Origin of the sequence: Marinobacter alkalisoli, assembly GCF_045449855.1 — a bacterium.
Lineage (GTDB): Bacteria > Pseudomonadota > Gammaproteobacteria > Pseudomonadales > Oleiphilaceae > Marinobacter.
Window position 1 is genome coordinate 24337 of the sequence record NZ_JBJJLC010000044.1, and the last position, 17348, is coordinate 41684.

Consider the following 17348-nt stretch of genomic DNA (forward strand, 5'->3'; position numbering starts at 1 on the left):
TACTCACAACAACGACCATTTGGAGAGCACGCCATGAGCAATCGTCTGAGTCATACCTTCATTGCCCTGACCACCACCGCCCTGATGACCGGATCCGCGCTGGCCCAGGACCGATCAGACTGGCCGGAGAACTTTACGGTCGGCACCGCCAGTCAGGGCGGTACCTATTTCGCCTATGGGTCAGGCTGGTCGAACTTCATTGCCGAAAACCTGGGGGTTTCCGGAGGCGCCGAGATTACCGGCGGGCCGGTTCAGAACATGGCCCTGGTGCATACCGGTGATCTCGGATTCGGCCTGGTCACCATGGGGCCGGCCAGTGAGGCCGTTAAAGGTAAGAGCCCCCTCATGCCGGGAATGGAAATGGACAACGTCTGTGCCATGTTCCCCATGTACCAGACGCCATTTTCCATCACTGTTCTGGCGGATTCCGGTATTACCTCCATTTCCGATATTCCTGACGGCGCCCGCATCGGCTTCGGTCCCGCCGGTTCCACATCGGATTCCTATTTTCCCCGCATGATGGAAACCCTGGGCGTAGACTTTGAGCGCCGCAACGGCAGCTGGTCCGATCTGGGCGGGCAACTCCAGGACGGTCTGATCGATGTGGTGGCCTTTGCCGCCGGTATTCCGATTCCGGCTGTCAGCCAGTTGGAAGTGCAGTCCTCTATCAACATCATCGAGTTCAATGAACAGGAACTGAAGGCAGTCACTGATGCCTTCCCGGTATCGCCTTTCAGCATTCCTGAAAGCACCTACCAGTCCCTGTCGGACGATTCCCAGGCGGTCTCCATGTGGAACTTTGCGACCGCTAACTGTGAGCTGCCGGAAAGCTTCGTGTACGAGATCACCAAGCTGACCATGGAGAACAACGACAAGATGGTGTCCATCCACAAGGCGGCACAGAACAGTGTCCCGGAAAATTATGTCAACAACACCGTATTGCCCTGGCATCCCGGTGCTGCCCGTTGGTTCACCGAGAACGGCTACTCCATCGAACCTGACATGATCAAGTAATCTCATCCGGGAATCTGCTATGACAACCTCATCACAACAAAGCCAGGCGCCGGTTACGACTACCGGCGCCGAGGATGAACTGCTTGTCCATGGAGTGGATGACGAACCGGTGGAGGCGAATCGTCGCCTTTACCGTCGCTGGATGCTCTGGGCGGTGACGCTGTTTGCCATCGTGTACTCGGCGTTTCACCTGTATACCCTGAATATTTCACCCCTGGAAACCTGGTCCTTCCGCATCGTGCATGTGTGTGGCGCGCTGATCCTGGGCTACCTGTTGTTCTCGGGCGCGGATTTCAGTGAAGGCCGCACCCCCGCTGGCCGGCGCTGGACAACCCTGGCGGCGGGTGTGTTGCTGGTGCCCGCTGTCTACGCCCTGGTGCAGACCGGGCGGATGTATGAGATGGTGCAGGGTGGCGCCATGCGACTGCCAGTGGAACTTGAAACCTGGCACTTTGGGTGGCCGCTGCTGGCTGCCACCGGTCTGGGTATCCTGGTGAGCTGGTTCCATCGCCGTGACCGCGCCCGATTCAGTGTTCCGGATCTGGTGCTGGTGATATGCTGCATTGCGGTGGCCAGCTATTTGCTGGTGGTCTACAACACGCCCATGCGCATGACCACTGGCACGTCGTTTGCGCCGCTGGGAATCTCCTTCGCCGCCGTCGCGGGTACCGCCCTGATTATGGAAATGACCCGCCGCGTGGCGGGCCTTGCCCTGGTGGCCATTGCCCTGATCTTTCTCGGTTATGTCTTCGCCGGGCCGTATCTGCCGGGCTTCCTGAGCTATCCGGGACTGTCGGTTCAGCGTTTCTTCAGTCAGGTGTATACCGATGCGGGCGTGCTGGGGCCAACCACAGCCGTGTCGTCCACCTACATCATCCTGTTCATCATCTTTGCCGCTTTCCTGCAGGCGTCGAAAGTGGGTGACTACTTCGTCAATTTTGCCTTTGCCGCGGCAGGGCGGTCCCGGGGTGGGCCGGCCAAGGTTTCCATCTTCGCGTCCGGGCTGATGGGCATGATCAACGGCACCAGTGCCGGCAATGTGGTTTCTACCGGTTCCCTTACCATCCCGCTGATGAAGAAGGTAGGGTACCGCAAGCAGACTGCGGGCGCGGTTGAAGCCGCCGCCTCTACCGGCGGGCAGATCATGCCTCCGATCATGGGGGCCGGCGCCTTCATCATGGCGGAAATCACCGGTATTCCCTATACCGAGATCGCCATTGCGGCCATCATTCCGGCCATCCTGTATTTTGCGTCGGTTTACTTCATGGTGGACCTGGAGGCAGCAAAAACCGGAATGAGGGGCATGCGGTCCGATGAACTGCCTTCCCTGAAGCGGCTGGCGCGACAGGCCTATCTGTTTGCTCCCATCCTGATCCTGATAGTCTCCCTGTTCATGGGTTATTCGGTGATTCGTGCCGGTACCCTGGCCATGGCATCCGCGGTGGTGGTCAGCTGGCTGTCCCCCCATAAGATGGGCTTTCGTTCCATCCTCAAGGCGCTGGAGCTGTCGGGCATCATGTCGGTGCAGATCATCGTGGTGTGTGCCTGTGCCGGCGTCATCGTCGGGGTGATCTCACTGACCGGCGTCGGCGCACGTTTCTCATCCCTGTTGTTGGGGGTTGCCGAAACCAGTCAGTTGCTGGCGCTGATCTTCGCCATGGGCATTTCTGTGCTGCTGGGTATGGGCATGCCCACCACGGCCGCCTACGCTGTTGCTGCTTCGGTGGTAGCTCCGGGCCTGGTGAAGCTGGGGATTGATCCGCTTACGGCACACTTCTTCGTGTTCTACTTCGCCGTGGTATCCGCCATTACGCCCCCGGTGGCTCTGGCTTCCTACGCGGCAGCCGGGATCTCCGGGGCCAACGCCATGGGGACATCGGTGGAGTCGTTCCGCATTGGTCTGGCCGCGTTCATCGTACCGTTCATGTTCTTCTACAACGGTGCCCTGTTGATGGATGCCGGTGTGCTGGATATTGCGCGGGCCCTGATGACGGCCCTGGTGGGAGTCTATCTGCTGTCCTGTGCCGTGCAGGGCTGGTTCCTGCGAAATCAGGCGGCGACCGTCGTTCGTCTGTTGCTGCTGGTGGCGGCAATGATGATGATCGCCGGCGGGTTGACGACGGACCTTGGCGGTGTGGCTTTTGCCATTGCAGCCTTCCTGCTCCAAAAGAAGCTGGCCAGTCCCAGTGTTGAGGCCCGGGTATGATGGTTGGCGGGTCGCTTGTGGCTCTTGCCGCGAGCGACCTGCATAATGTCAGCCATGATCGAGCAACCGGGTTTACCTGATTGATGACTGCACGTTACTGGCTGGCTGGACTGTTCCTGATCGTTGCCATCCTGTCCTGGCAACTAGGCACCTGGTCAGGCTATCAGTTGCTGGAGCGGGAGAGTCTCAAGGAGGCCTTCCGCTACAGTCAGTTGGTGGACCGGGAACTGAAGCGCTATCGCCCCATCCCGGGGCTGATGGCTGAACATCCGGCACTGCGGGAAGCCCTGGATAGCCCCGGCGACCCGGACCGGATCGCCAGCGCCAACCGTCGGATGAAGCGGATGGCGGAGATCGTTGGTAGTTCGGACGTGTATCTGATGGATCGCGACGGCCTCACCATCGCCGCTAGCAACTACGATCGGGCGGACAGCTTCATTGGCCGCAACTTCGATTATCGTCCCTACTTTTACCAGGCGGTTAACAGTGGTGCGGCGGCCCTGTACTTTGCCCTTGGTTCCACCTCCGACGTCCGCGGTCTGTATTTTTCCTACCCAATCCAGTCCAGAACAGGGAGTGTGCTGGGTGTGGTTGCGGCGAAAGTCCCGGTGACCGAACTGGAGTCCCAATGGCAGCGACCGGCAGCCTTTGCCGATGCGGAAATGGTTGTGTTGGACAGCAGTGGGTTCAGCTTCCTCTCCAGCAGGCCGGAATGGCTCTATCGCAACTTTATGCCGGAGGACCATGTCGGTAAGGCAGATATGGTGCGGGTACAGAGTCGGTATCCCGGTCAACCGCTGAATCCGATGGCCATCGAACACCTCGGGTCCCCGTTCGGGGTGTCCGAGCAGTCCCAGCGGGTGCGCATTCGCGATGGTGATCGTTGGCGGGAATACCTCAGTGTCTACACGCCCCTGCCGGAACTGGACTGGGGTTTGGAGGTCATGTTGGGGACGCGTCAGGTACTCTGGAGCCAGCTACGTTTCCTGGCGATGGGACTTGTGCTGTATCTGGGCGTCGTGCTGACCTGGCTTTACCTGAAGGAGCGCTACCGAAGGGAGAAGGAGTTGGCCCAGCGAGGCATCCAGCTGGAACGGCGCGTCGCGGAACGCACGGCCGATCTGGAGGCATCCAATCAAAAGCTGATCAGGGAAATCCACCAGCGGGAAGAGGCCGAAAATGAGCTGAGGGAAATCCAGCAGGAGCTGATCCAGGCGGCCAAGCTTGCGGTTCTGGGGCAGATGTCGGCTGGACTGAACCATGAAATGAACCAGCCACTGACGGCGATTCAGTCCTATGCGCGTAACAGCCAGCGGTTCCTGGAGCGTGGCGATACCGAGACCGTCAACGCCAATCTGACGGAAATCCAGACCTTGTGTGGCAAAATGGCGGAGCTTACCCGGCAGTTCAAGGTGTTTGCCCGAAAATCCGAAGGGCGTCCCGCCAGTATTGACTTGAGGCAGGCGGTGGACGCCGCCCTCAAGATTGTCCGGGCACAGGAAACCAGTGATGGGGTCAGTGTGCAGTGGCAGCGTCCCGACTCCCCGGTATTATGTCACGGTGACCTGATTCGCATCGAGCAGGTGATGGTGAACCTGCTGACCAACGCCCTTCATGCGGTGGAAGGCACGTGCGACCCGGTCATCCGGATTGATATAGAGGATGGCGGAGGGAATTGGCAATGTCGGGTCCGGGATAACGGACCGGGGCTTCCCGGCAACTCGGAGCAGATCTTTGAGCCGTTCTTTACCACCAAATCCATGAAGCAGGGATTGGGGCTGGGGCTGTCCATTTCCCGCCAGATCATGGAGGCCCTGGGCGGCCGCCTGATCGGACAGAACCGGGAGGATGGCCAGGGTGCGGAATTCATCCTGACAGTGGACAAGCGAGAGGCAGTGGAATGACCAGGCCAGCAGTGGTGTTTATCGATGACGATCCCGATATCCGGCAGGTGATGGCCCAGACCCTGGCGCTTGCCGACATGACCGTGGCGTGCTTTGCCGATGGGGAATCGGGGCTGGCTGATATCGACACCGACTTTGACGGCGTGGTGCTGTGTGATTACAACATGCCCGACATGGACGGCCTGGCCGTACTTGAGGCGGTTCGCCAACGGGATGACGCCATTCCGGTGATTATCCTGACCGGGCAGGGGGATATCAGCACGGCGGTCAATGCCATGCAGCAGGGGGCTTATGACTTTATCGAAAAGCCGTTTGACCATGATGAGTTGATTGAATTACTGCGCCATGCCCAGGAGAAGCGCCAGTTGGCCCTGGAAAACCGCCGCCTGAAAGCCCAGTTGCGACACCTTGCGAGCCCCGGACCAAGACTGCTTGGTGAGTCTGCCGCCATGCGCAGCGTTCTGGCCAGGGTTGAGCCAGTGCTGGCGACCTCCGCCAACTTGTTGCTGAAGGGCGAGACCGGGGCCGGCAAGGACGCCATTGCCCGCTTTATCCACGAAAACAGCCCCCGCAGCCAGGAAAAGTTTGTCGCCATCAACTGCGGCGCGGTCCCCGAGAATCTTATCGAAAGTGAGCTGTTCGGCCACGAGGCCGGCGCATTCACCGGGGCCGACAAGGTCCGGGTCGGCAAGTTCGAATATGCCCACAAGGGCACTTTGTTCCTGGATGAAGTGGAAAGCATGCCGCCGGCCCTGCAGGTCAAGCTGTTGCGGGTACTGGAGGAGCGCAAGGTTGAGCGCCTGGGCAGCAATCGGCCGATGGATGTGGATGTGCGAGTGATCGCTGCCACCAAGGAAGACCTGAAAAAACTGAGCGATGGCGGCGATTTTCGCGCGGATCTGTATTATCGCCTCAATGTGGTCCAGGTGGACATACCGCCACTAAGGGAACGCAAGGAAGACATTCCCGTGCTGTTTCATCACTTTGCCCTGGTGGCCGCTGCTCGCCATGACCGCGAGAGCATTCCCCTGAGCGCCGCCCAGGCCGCCCGGCTGATGCAGTATGAGTGGCCGGGGAATGTCCGTGAACTGAGGAATCTGGCGGAACGTTACGTGCTGATGGGGCCGGTTGCCCTGGCGGGCAGTGACGAGGGGCTGGCACCCGATGTGGCGGGTCAGCAGAGCCTGGCTGAGATGGTGGATGGATTCGAGCGCTCGGTCATTGCCAGTGCCCTGAACGCCTGTCAGGGCAGTATCAAGGGCACGATGGAGTTACTCGGGATAGCCAGGAAAACCCTCTACGACAAGATGAAGAAGCACGGTCTGGACAAGACCGAGTTCAGGGAGTAACGCTCGACGGGGATCAGTGATCCCCGAAGTCATAGTTCATTTCCGGCACCGGCGCCTGCAGGTAGTAGCCCTGGATATAGTTCACTCCGGCCTGCCAGAGGGTTGCCAGAACGCCGGCATTCTCGACCAGTGGAATAATAGTCAGCTTGCCGGAGCTTTGCAGGCTCTTGACCATTTCCTTGACCTTTTCCTTGGCTTCATCGCTTTTCTGGATTTCCTCGGTGAAGGAGCCGTCAATTTTCACGTAATCCACATTGATGTGCTTCAGTGTATTGAACGGATTGAGGGCGCAACCGAACTGGCAGATGGAAATCTTGCAGTGCAGTTCATGAAGGGCCCTGGAGAATTCCTTGGCCTGTTTCATGTAATTGTTGGCGTCCCCTTCGCGGATCTGGAAGATCAGCGAGTCGCCGGGCAGCCTGGCGGCCTTGAGGGCAACGCTCAGCCAGGAGGTGAAGGTCTTGTCTTCCAGAGTTTCCGCGGTGATGTTCAGGAACAGGCGGGTATCATGACCCCGCGAACGGTGACTGGCCAGTTGCTTGATGGTCTGCAGGATGACCCATCGGTCAATCTTGATGGACATGTCGGTAGGACCGACCGGTGGCAGGAAATCGTACGGGGAGACCTCCTCGCCGTCCTTGTCCAGCATCCGTACAAAGGCTTCGTAGTGCTCTTCGCCTTCACCCCGGAGGTTGATGATGGGCTGGAACAGCAGACGGAAGCGGTTCTCGTCCAGGGCTTTCTGGATGGCTTCCGCTGAATTGTTATCATCAAGAGCTTCGTAATCAGCCGGGTTGTATACCAATACGCCGTTACCCTGAGCGTGGCCCTGCTTTTTCCTGAGCTCGGCAGAAGCCGTGTGGGCCCGGCCAAGAACGTCCGGCGCTTTCGGCGAATTCTCGGTGATCGCTGCCACGCCAATGCTGAGGGTCAACTGGACGGTGCGACCGTTGATGTCGAACAGGTGGTCTTCGACGGTTTTACACAGTGCTTCACACTGGTTTGCCAGTGCTTTTTCGTCGCCGGGCTGACACAGGAAGCAGAAGGCATCGTCGCTCATACGGGCCAGGGTTGCCCCCTCGGGAGCGTGTTCACGGAGCATGTTGGCGAGGTCGCCCAGCAGCAGGTCAGCGCCTGCAATGCCAACCTGGCTCTTCAGACCCATGAAATTATCCAGGGCAATGTAGGCCAGGGCGCCGGTTTCGTTGTTCTTGCCGGCGTTGGCAACCGCCTGACCGAGTGCGTCCATCAGGTATTGTCGGTTATAGAGTCCGGTCAGCAGATCCTGGCTGCTGATCTGACGCAGTTTCTCCTCAAGCTCAGCATCACTGTGTTCTGGTTGCAGCACGATCTGGGTGCAGGCTTCGCCATCGTATGTGGCGGCTGACACTGACATGACCACGTTGAGCTCGTTGTCATCGCTGCGACGGGCTACGCAGGTCATGGTCTTGCCATCTTCACCGCTCTCGGCGAAGGATTTCATGAATTCCTTGTACCGGTCCTGGCTTTCGGGGGTCAGGGTGTCGAGGACAGGTATGCAGATCAGCTCGTCGATGTCGTCGTAGCCGAGGAATTCCATATAGGACTGGTTGGCGTAGATGTGCATGCCATCGTTGATATAGGCGATAGCATCCTTGGAGCTCTCCAGCAATAACTGGCACCGCTGCTCGGCTTCCCGCAGATGCGACTCCAGGACGCGACGGCGTCTGCGCTCATCCAGGGCTGCCAGTTCCCGGTTCACCACGAGAACCAGTTGATCGGTGTACTGAAACGGCACTGTATCCTGGGCGCCCGCACGCATGACCGATACGGTGCGGTCCCGGTCATACTCGCCGGTTAACAGGATAAACGGAATATCCTTGTCCATGCGACGAATCATCGCCAGTGCGTCGTCAGCGCCGAATTCCTGTTCGATATCCCGGGCCAGTAATAGGTCCCAGTTGCCGTTTTTAAGGGCCTCCTCCAGGTCTTCCTCGGAGGTGATGCGGTGAGCCCGGGTGGCTTTTCCGGAGTTCCTCAGCAGGCTGACCAGAGATTCTGCATCGTTCTGTGAGGGATCTAGAATCAGAAGGTGTACGGTGGCGTTCTTTTTGTGCATTCGTCAGACGTCTCGTGATACGCATGGGGCGGTGCCTCCCCGTAGTCGACACCGATGCTGAAGCTACAGGGAGGGCCACAGAGAGTCAAATTCATCCTCATTGGTGCCCGCCGTGGGAGTGGGCGTGCCGACGCTGAGGGCCTCGGAATTCTGGAGTTTGAGCTCAAACTGACTGATGCTGCCGGTGGCAGACAGTTTGAGCGACAACTGGCCAGGGTCTTCACGGCCGTCGTGGAGCAGTGTGATACGGCTGCCGGACTGGAACGGCAGTCTGGGAGTGATCACCGTCGCGGCCTGCTTGACAACGCTGATCTCCGGCAGCAGAAGTCCCCGCAGGTATTCACTGCTGGCTCCCACTTTCTGGATGAGCCGGACACCGCAGGGGGCAGCGCTGGGCGCCAGTAGTTCAATGCCGATCTGGGTGCCCTTGTGCTTGACCTGGCGAATCCAGCGGACCACTGCAATGCTCCAGGGGTGGCTGGAATGTTCCCGTACCCCGAGAACCTCACCGGTTTGCAGGGCAGGGGGAACGTTGCTTTCCCAGGCAATGCAATATCCGCCGGGACTGGCATTGACCAGCAGTGCCTGGTGGGATTTGGGGCGATTCTTGCCTGTTTCAGCCAGCGATGCCCTGGCGGAAGCGCCACGGTAGTTGATTGGTGTGTCCGGCGAGCGGGGGGCATCTTCCACAGGGCCGGCATCGTGGGCGCTGGCCCAGACATCCTGCTTCTGGCGGGCAGAGCGGACGAACAGGTTCTCCTCCTCGTGGTGGCCGTTGTCATTGCCTTTGACGAACTCGTTAAACGGCTTTTCGCCCGAGACAAAGTAATGCGCGGCAGTCAGCCCGACGCAGACCTCCAGCTTGCCCTGGCTGGAAATGCGGTTGAAGTTGCGTTTGGCGAGGATACCAAGCGCCTGACTCAGATGCTGCAGCAACGTTTCATTGACCCTGGGGGGAAGTTGGAGGTCATTGTTGCCCTGGTCGCGGGATCCTCTCGCGCCTAATGTTTCTGACAGCATTCGCGACAGCTCGAGGGTGTCGAAACCAAAGGTGTCCCCATCCGGGCCGTGCTCCAGCAGGCTGCGGTAGACCGGAGGCGTATCTTTCTCCATGTTGACCGCGAACAGACTTTCCTCGCCAGGGTGAGGATCGCAGACGACGTGCCGGGTCCAGGTTTCGAACAGTTCGTATGCGTGCTGCAATTCATTCTGTCGCAGTTGGTTCGGGCGTGCACACCCGAGCAGAAGGATGCGTTTATAGCAGTCCTCAACGGTGCTGTTGAGGCGGTGGCTCAAGGTGTCATCGTCAATGCTGATGCCGGCGAGCCTGTTGCGATAGGCGAAGCGGAACAGGCGATGGCATTCCAGCCAGCTGTGTGCCGGGCTCGGGCAGTACAGTTGGTGGGCGCGCACGATGGTGGCCGCCAGTTCGGACATGGCACGATGAACCGATGTGGCAACCGCTTTGCGATTCTTGTCCAGGCTTCCGTTGTCGAGGAACTCCAGAACGCACAGTTTGTAACCACTGGCGGAGTGTAATTGCAGGGCCTGGGACAGGTTGGCGATCTTGCGTTGTTTTTCGGGCAATGCAACAGACAGCCCGAGATAGTGGCGTGACAGTTCCGTGCACACGAAATGAATTTTCGGACGGATCATTTCAAGGAACTGCAAGCGCTGCTGGGGCGCAATGAAAAGGTGGTTCAGTTCGATGATGGCGTGGTAAAGCTGACGCGAAGCTTCACCAATATTGGCCATCGGCAACTGGTTCGCCCAGTCCCGGAAAGCTTTCGGAGAGGTCTCGCAGAACGAGAGGCTCGCCGTTTTTTGCTCGGGAACACGGAGATCGGGTTTCAGGATTATGCCTTCCATTAGTTAGTGCCGTTTTTTGAACTGTAAAATAGCAAAGGCTTAACAAAAAGCGAAAAATTCACGAGTTGACAAACTTTCACAGGTGAATTCAGGCCAACTTTGCCAAACAGATCACGCGAACAGGTCAATCGGCGTTTTTCCCGCTTTGCCCGGAATCTCACGCACCAGTCTGGGCACCAGGAAACCGGGCAGTGTCGCCAGCAGGGTGCGCACAATCTCTCGTGCCTGCTCGTCACTGACGTCAAAATGATGGGCGCCAGCCACGGGATCAAAAGCGTGAAGGTAGTAGGGTAGCACGCCTGCATCAAAAAGCCGTTCGCTGAGTTCTGCCAGGGTGTCTGCGCTGTCGTTGACGCCCCTGAGAATGACGCTCTGGTTGAGCAGCGTGACGCCCGCCGACCGCAGGTAGCCAAGGGCCTGACGGGTCTGGCTGTCCAGCTCCGCCGGGTGGTTCACATGAAGCACCATGACCGTTTGCAGGCGGGTCTTCGACAGCCAGGACAGCAGTGAGTCACACACCCGTTGCGGGATCACTACCGGTAACCGGGTGTGGATCCGTAACCGCCGGATATGGGGTATGGCACTGATTGCCTCGGCCCAGGCGGACAGCAGGCGGTCATTGACGGCCAGAGGATCACCGCCACTGAAAATGACTTCGTTGAGCTGCGTGTCTCGCGCCAGCGTATCGAGGACATGGTCCCGGTCGGCCGCTGACAAACGATGTTCATCATAGGGAAAATGCCGACGGAAACAGTAACGGCAGTTAATGGCACACTGGCCGGTCACCATCAGCAGGGCTCTGCTGCGGTACTTGCGGATCAGCCCGGTGGTTTCCAGGGCGTCGGACTCCTGCAGCGGATCGGATACGTAGCCGTCAGCGGGCTCGTCTTCCATCGCCAGCGGCAGTACCTGGCGTAGCAGCGGATCCTGGGGATTTCCCCGTGTCATCCTGTTCAGGTAGGGTTCCGGCACCCTGACGGGGAACAGCCGGTGGCCACGCTCAGCGCCGGCCAGCCATTGCCCGGGGTCCAGATCCAGACGCCGGAGCAGCTGTTCCGGCGTGGTCACAGACTCCGACAGCAGCTGTTGCCAGCTGCGGGAGTCGTTATCGGCCAGGCGGGCTTCTATACGGGTGGGGGTTCGCTGTATCATAGCGACCCTTGAATTTTTAATCGCATCTTTTCAGGTGAACATTTCATGGCTTCATATTCTACCAATGAATTTCGCGGCGGTCTTAAGGTTTTGCTGGATGGCGACCCCTGCGTGATTCTTGAGAACGAATTCGTAAAGCCGGGTAAAGGCCAGGCCTTTAACCGGGTAAAACTCCGTAATCTGATGAGCAACCGGGTGTGGGAACGTACCTTCAAGTCCGGCGAAAGCCTGGAATCGGCTGATGTCATGGACCAGGACATGGAGTACCTGTACACCGACGGCGAATTCTGGCACTTCATGCTCACCGACGGTTCCTTTGAGCAGTATCCTGCCGATGCCAAGGCGGTCGGGGATACGGTGAAATGGCTGAAAGAGCAGGATGTGTACACTGTCACCCTGTACAACGGCGCACCGCTCTCCGTTTCGCCTCCCAACTTTGTCGAGCTGGAAGTGGTAGACACCGATCCCGGCATGAAAGGCGATACCGCCCAGGGTGGGTCCAAGCCGGCTACCCTGTCCACCGGCGCCGTGGTCAACGTGCCGTTGTTCATCACCATTGGTGAAGTGCTGAAAGTGGATACCCGCTCCGGCGAGTACGTCAGCCGCGTCAAGAGCAGCTGAAGGCCATTGTCATGAGCCGAGCGTTCGAGTGGCAGCCTTCGGCTTCACTAAGCGCCCTGAAAAGCCGCGCAGACCAGCTAGCCTGGGTGCGCGGCTTTTTTGCGCAAAGGGGGGTGCTGGAAGTGGAAACGCCGGTACTGGGTCGTTGCGGAGTAACGGATCCCAACCTGGACGGCATTCCCGCCAATACCACGGCCGTGGCCGGCGGGGTCGCCGGTGGCTGGCTCCAGACCTCCCCGGAATATCACATGAAGCGCCTGCTGGCAGCAGGCTCCGGCCCCATTTTTCAGGTCTCCAGAGTGTTCAGGGACGGGGAGCGCGGGCGCCGGCATAATCCGGAGTTTTCCATGCTGGAGTGGTACCGTCCCGGGTTTACCGACGGTGACCTGATGGCGGAAGTCAGTGACCTGGTGGCCGGCTGGCTGGGGTGCAGGCCGCCGGAGGTGATGGCCTACGGTGATGCCTTTCGCCGGTTTGCCGGCCTGGATCCTTTTCTGGCGTCTGACCGGGAATTGGCAGGTTGCTGCGAGCAATGGCTAGAGCCGGAACAGGCAATGGCTCTGGGGCGTGATGGTTGCCTCGATCTGATGATGAGTTATCTGGTGGAGCCGGCCCTGACGGAGTACGGACCGGTCTTCATCACTGGCTATCCCGAATCTCAGGCGGCGCTGGCCAGGGTCAGCGAGCGCGATGGGGTCCGGCAGGCCCACCGCTTTGAGTTGTATATCCAGGGCGTTGAGTTGTGTAATGGTTACTGGGAGCTGACCGACGCGGCCGAACAGAGCAGGCGATTTGCTGCCGACAACCGGATCCGGCGCCAGTCCGGAAAACCTGAAATGGCGGTGGATTCAGCCCTGCTGGATGCCATGGAGGCGGGGATTCCGGAGTGTGCTGGTGTCGCCCTGGGGCTGGATCGGTTGCTGATGCTGAAGCTGGGAACCAGTGACATTGCCGATGTGCTTGCCTTCCCGTCCGAACGTGCCTGAGCGCCCCTGACTGCTTCGCAGGGGCGCTGAATGGTCGCTCCTTCAGGCCAGGGTGCCGAAGGCTTGCCCCATCCTGACCGTTTTCCCGGGAACTTCGTCCTCATTCCACGCTACTGAACCTTTCGGCATCACCAGCACAACCGTGGATCCCAGGCGGAAACGGCCCATCTCCTCGCCTTTTTCAAAGCGGATGTCCGTCTGGCCATCGTCGTAACGGGTGGACGTAACCTGGCCGGTGCCGGGTGCGACAACGCCGCCCCAGATGGTTTCAACGCTGCCAACAATCATTGCCCCCACCAGCACCATCGCCATCGGGCCCGCGTCGGTATCGAAAATGCAGGCAACGCGCTCGTTCCGGGCAAACAGGTTAGGCACGTTCTCGGCGGTGACCGGGTTAACGGAGAACAGCTTGCCGGGAACGTACACCATTTCCCGCAGCTTGCCGGCCAGGGGCATGTGTATCCGGTGGTAGTCCTTGGGGGAAAGGTAGATGGTGGCGAATTCACCTTCCGCAAAGTCTGCCGCTCGTTGTTCGTCGCCTCCGAGCAGTTCCGTCAGGCTGAAAGACTGGCCTTTGGCCTGAAATACGCGGTCACCGGTGACGTGTCCGAGCTGGCTGATGGCGCCATCCACCGGGCTGACCAGCGCGGAGTCCCGGCTATCGACCGGGCGTAACCCGGGCTTCAGGGCGCGGGTGAAAAAGGCGTTAAAGCTTGGATAGGCTTCCGGGTCCGATTCCACCGCTTCGCTCATGTTTACGCCATAGCGGCCGATAAACCAGCGAACAACGCGGTTCTTGAGCGCCGGGGTGCGGTCATTGTCCGCCAAACGACCTGCCAGCCTGGAAACAGCCAACTGGGGGGTTATGTACTGGCTTAAAACGAAGAACTTGTTGAACATTAAACGGGATCCTTTGCGCTCGAAGGCGCGAAGTTTACCAAATACGGCGGCGTGTATAGAAATTGTTTCACAGCTTCGCGGTTCGCATCGGCCCTTGCTATTATCAGCTCTGTTCTGGCGTTGCGATTGCGAACACAAATTTCCGATAACTATTACATAAGGCGTTTTTTCTTCCCATGTTGCTCATTATCGGTGCGGTCATTGTAATTTCGAGTGTTCTCGGCGGGTACGTCCTGCACGGCGGTAACCTGATGGTGCTGTGGCAGCCCACTGAGATACTGATCATTGGTGGCGCGGCGGTCGGCTCCTTTGTCATCGCCAACCCGATGCACACTGTGAAAGAAGTGTTTCAGGGCGTGATGCGGTTGTTGACCGGCTCGCCATACAACAAGGCGTTCTATGTCGACCTGTTGAGCCTGCTGTACGACATTTTTGACAAGTCACGGAAGCAGGGCGTAATGGCCATTGAGGAAGACATCGACAATCCTGAATCCAGCCAGATTTTCGCCCGCTATCCGGCCATTATGAAGTCGAAGCAATTGCTGGCTTTCATCACCGATTACCTGCGCATCATCAGTTCCGGCAACATGGCCACCCACGAACTCGAAGGCATGATGGAAAACGAGATCGACAGCCGCCAACACGAACTGGAGGAGCCGGCCCACGCCGTAAACAAGGTTGCCGACGCCTTGCCGGGCCTTGGTATTGTTGCTGCGGTGCTCGGTATCGTTATTACCATGAACTTCCTCACCGAAGGCCCTGAAAAAATCGGCCTGAGTGTGGCCGCCGCGTTGGTGGGCACCTTCCTCGGGATCTGGATGGGGTACGGATTTGTTGGCCCTACATCCATTGCCCTCGAGCACGCCGCCAAATACGAGCTGAAGGCCTATGAGTGCGTTAAAGCCTCGGTGGTGGCAACGGTTTCCGGTCAGGCGCCGCAGATGGCCATCGAATTTGGCCGCAAGGCGCTGCCAACGGACAAGCGCCCCGAATTTCAGGAGCTTAACGACCACGTCCGGTCGAAGTAAGGTTATTCAGGGGCTGTTGGAGCAGGTTTGTGGAAGAACAACCGATCATCGTAAAACGCAAGAAAAAGGTAGCGGGCGGCCATCACGGTGGTTCCTGGAAAGTTGCCTTCGCAGACTTTGCGACTGCGATGATGGCGTTTTTCCTTGTGTTATGGCTAACGGCCACCGCTTCTCCCGAGCAAAAGCGGGCGGTAGAAGGTTACTTCAAGGATCCGGTTGGTTTTACCGAGGGTGGCTCACCGAACCCGGTTGACCTGGAAGGCAGTGCTTCGGTCGTCGATGAGAGTACCCAGGATATCGAAAGGAGTGATATCCAGATCGAAGACCAGGTGGTGGAAGAGCTGGCGGAAACCCTTGAACAGCGACAAATGGAAGAGCTGTTCCAGGAGCTCCAGGAACGCATTGAGGAGAGCGAGACGCTGCAGGAATTCAAGGATCAGTTGCTGATCGATATCACCAGTGAAGGGCTGAGGATCCAGATCGTGGATCGCTCCCAGCGCCCGATGTTCGACAGTGGCCGGGCGGAGCTGAAGTACTACTCCCAGGATATTCTGTTTGAGCTGGCCAAACCGCTGGGTGCGGTGAGCAACAAGCTGAGCATCACCGGCCATACCGACGCCACGCCTTTCAGCGGACGCCCGGGTTATACCAACTGGGAGTTGTCTGCGGATCGTGCCAATACCGCGCGCCGGGCCCTGGTTGCCGGCGGCGTTGGCGCGCGTCAGATTGCCCGGGTCGTGGGCCTGAGTGATTCGGTCCTTTTCGACAAAGACGACGCTACGGCGCCGGTGAATCGCCGCATATCGATCATCGTCCTCAACAAGAAAGCCGCTGCAGGCATCCAGAACAATGCCGGGCGCAGCGATGAACCGCTGATCGATCTGACCCAGCCGACAGAGGCGGAACAGGGAGAGGCGATGGAAAACCTGGAGCAGGGCGACTGGATGCGCGAGCAGGAAGAGCCCGCCGAGGGCGAGCTGAACTGGTAACGGCGCTGGCCTTGCTCAGTCGAGCTTGAGGCCCCGCGACTGCTGCTCTGCCATGTCCTTGAGGATGCGATGAAAACTCTTCAGCCGTGGAGTGCTGATACGCCCCTCCTCGGCCGCCGCATCAATGGCGCAACCGGGATCCCCCAGATGACGACAGTTGCGGAAACGGCAGTGGCCGATCAGGTCGCGGATTTCCCGGAATCCGTATTCGATTTCCTGGGGCGTCATATGCCACAACCCGAATTCCCGGATGCCCGGAGAATCAATCAGATCCCCTCCAATGGCAAGGTGGAACAGTTTGGCGGTAGTGGTGGTATGGGTGCCCTTGCCAGTACTCTCCGACAGTGCCCCGACTCTCAGCGATTCCTCCGGTAGCAAAGTCTGGATAATCGATGACTTTCCCACACCGGACTGGCCCACGAATACGCTGGTCTGATTCCTGACCAGAGCCTCCACCTGCGGTGACGGCGTACTGCCGGACGCCGTGGCGGAAGTGCGCACCACCTGGTAACCCAGCGCTTCGTAGCGTCCCAACAATTCATCAACACCCTGTCGATTCTGATCGGTCAGCAGGTCAGTCTTGTTCAGCAGGATAACCACCGGAATGTCGGTGCTCTCGGCAGCCACCAGATACCGGTCAATCAGGTTGTCATGGGGTTCCGGCTCCGATGCGATCACCAGAATAATGTGATCGATGTTCGCCGCCACCGGCTTCAGAGCCCCGAAGTTGTCCGGGCGTTGCAGCAGATTGGTGCGATCACAGCGGGCGACAATGACACCGGTTTCGCTCTTGCCCGGTCGCCATATAACTTTGTCGCCGGTCACCAGGCTGTCGATGTTGGCGCGCACAAAGCAGCGCACCACCTGACTCTGGTGTTCGCCTTCCAGGGCTTCCACATCCAGCTGCTGACCGTAGTGGGCAATGATCAGCCCCTGTTGTTCTGCACCCAGCTCGCCGGCTTCGGTCAGCTCCTCAATGGCTTTCTCCTTACGGGAAACCCGCGCCGTCCGTTCCGCCTGGATTTTCTTGATGCGCCATTGCTGCTGTTTGTTCAGTCGCCGTTTTGCCATGAAGTAATTTCTGGATTCTTGATGAAGGGTGGTATTTGCTGTGACATCATACGCTAACCGGAGGATCGCAGCCCGCACGATTGGCATCAACCTCTGAGAATTTATCTGAATTTACGGGCACTGGCGGGTGCCACGCTCCGGGACACGCTACAAGCACATCC

13 protein-coding genes are annotated in these 17348 nt (G+C 58.9%); 8 read left to right on the forward strand and 5 right to left on the reverse strand.

Annotation, left to right across the window (positions count from 1 at the left end; all coding sequences use genetic code 11):
- The first annotated feature begins 33 nt into the window (after window positions 1-33).
- The 4 genes from ACJO5Y_RS16765 to ACJO5Y_RS16780 all read left to right on the forward strand — a co-directional run bounded on the left by ACJO5Y_RS16765 (window position 34) and on the right by ACJO5Y_RS16780 (window position 6473).
- Window positions 34-1014, forward strand: a complete 981-nt coding sequence (locus ACJO5Y_RS16765; RefSeq protein ID WP_406988819.1) for a TAXI family TRAP transporter solute-binding subunit — start codon at window positions 34-36, stop codon at window positions 1012-1014.
- A 19-nt stretch (window positions 1015-1033) separates the two neighbouring features.
- Window positions 1034-3220: a TRAP transporter permease gene (locus tag ACJO5Y_RS16770; protein WP_406988820.1), complete on the forward strand. Its 2187-nt coding sequence runs from the start codon at window positions 1034-1036 to the stop codon at window positions 3218-3220.
- An 83-nt stretch (window positions 3221-3303) separates the two neighbouring features.
- On the forward strand, window positions 3304-5124 hold the full coding sequence (locus tag ACJO5Y_RS16775; RefSeq protein ID WP_406988821.1) for a sensor histidine kinase: 1821 nt from the start codon (window positions 3304-3306) through the stop codon (window positions 5122-5124).
- The gene (locus ACJO5Y_RS16780) at window positions 5121-6473 is read left to right on the forward strand and encodes a sigma-54-dependent transcriptional regulator (RefSeq protein ID WP_406988822.1); all 1353 of its coding nucleotides are present in this window, start codon (window positions 5121-5123) and stop codon (window positions 6471-6473) included. Before ACJO5Y_RS16775 ends, ACJO5Y_RS16780 begins: the two co-directional genes overlap by 4 nt.
- 13 nt (window positions 6474-6486) lie before the next feature.
- Here the strand turns inward: ACJO5Y_RS16780 and ACJO5Y_RS16785 are convergent, their stop codons facing one another.
- The 3 genes from ACJO5Y_RS16785 to epmB all read right to left on the reverse strand — a co-directional run bounded on the left by ACJO5Y_RS16785 (window position 6487) and on the right by epmB (window position 11592).
- The gene (locus tag ACJO5Y_RS16785) at window positions 6487-8571 is read right to left on the reverse strand and encodes an EAL domain-containing response regulator (protein ID WP_406988824.1); all 2085 of its coding nucleotides are present in this window, start codon (window positions 8569-8571) and stop codon (window positions 6487-6489) included.
- 63 nt (window positions 8572-8634) lie between these two features.
- Entirely contained in the window at window positions 8635-10440 is a 1806-nt protein-coding gene (locus ACJO5Y_RS16790) for a cyclic-di-GMP receptor FimW-related protein (protein WP_406988826.1), read from the reverse strand.
- Between the two features lie 111 nt (window positions 10441-10551).
- Window positions 10552-11592: an EF-P beta-lysylation protein EpmB gene (gene epmB / locus ACJO5Y_RS16795; RefSeq protein WP_406988828.1), complete on the reverse strand. Its 1041-nt coding sequence runs from the start codon at window positions 11590-11592 to the stop codon at window positions 10552-10554.
- Window positions 11593-11637: 45 nt separating this feature from the next.
- Between epmB and efp the strand changes: the two genes are divergently transcribed.
- Window positions 11638-12213: an elongation factor P gene (efp, locus tag ACJO5Y_RS16800; protein WP_406988829.1), complete on the forward strand. Its 576-nt coding sequence runs from the start codon at window positions 11638-11640 to the stop codon at window positions 12211-12213.
- A gap of 11 nt (window positions 12214-12224) precedes the next feature.
- Window positions 12225-13199 (forward strand): EF-P lysine aminoacylase EpmA, encoded by a 975-nt coding sequence (gene epmA, locus ACJO5Y_RS16805; RefSeq protein ID WP_406988831.1) that lies wholly within the window; start codon window positions 12225-12227, stop codon window positions 13197-13199.
- A gap of 42 nt (window positions 13200-13241) precedes the next feature.
- On the opposite strand, the gene asd is transcribed toward epmA, so the two are convergent.
- Entirely contained in the window at window positions 13242-14099 is an 858-nt protein-coding gene (gene asd / locus ACJO5Y_RS16810; RefSeq protein WP_406988832.1) for an archaetidylserine decarboxylase, read from the reverse strand.
- Between the two features lie 176 nt (window positions 14100-14275).
- On the opposite strand from asd, the gene motA reads away from it, so the two are divergent.
- Window positions 14276-15127 (forward strand): flagellar motor stator protein MotA, encoded by an 852-nt coding sequence (motA, locus tag ACJO5Y_RS16815; protein WP_406988833.1) that lies wholly within the window; start codon window positions 14276-14278, stop codon window positions 15125-15127.
- A 29-nt stretch (window positions 15128-15156) separates the two neighbouring features.
- A complete protein-coding gene (gene motB / locus ACJO5Y_RS16820) occupies window positions 15157-16116 on the forward strand; it encodes a flagellar motor protein MotB (protein ID WP_406988834.1) in 960 nt (319 codons plus the stop codon).
- A gap of 15 nt (window positions 16117-16131) precedes the next feature.
- Here motB and rsgA read toward each other — a convergent pair whose 3' ends face one another.
- Window positions 16132-17187, reverse strand: a complete 1056-nt coding sequence (gene rsgA / locus ACJO5Y_RS16825; protein ID WP_406988835.1) for a small ribosomal subunit biogenesis GTPase RsgA — start codon at window positions 17185-17187, stop codon at window positions 16132-16134.
- Window positions 17188-17348: the final 161 nt, after the last annotated feature.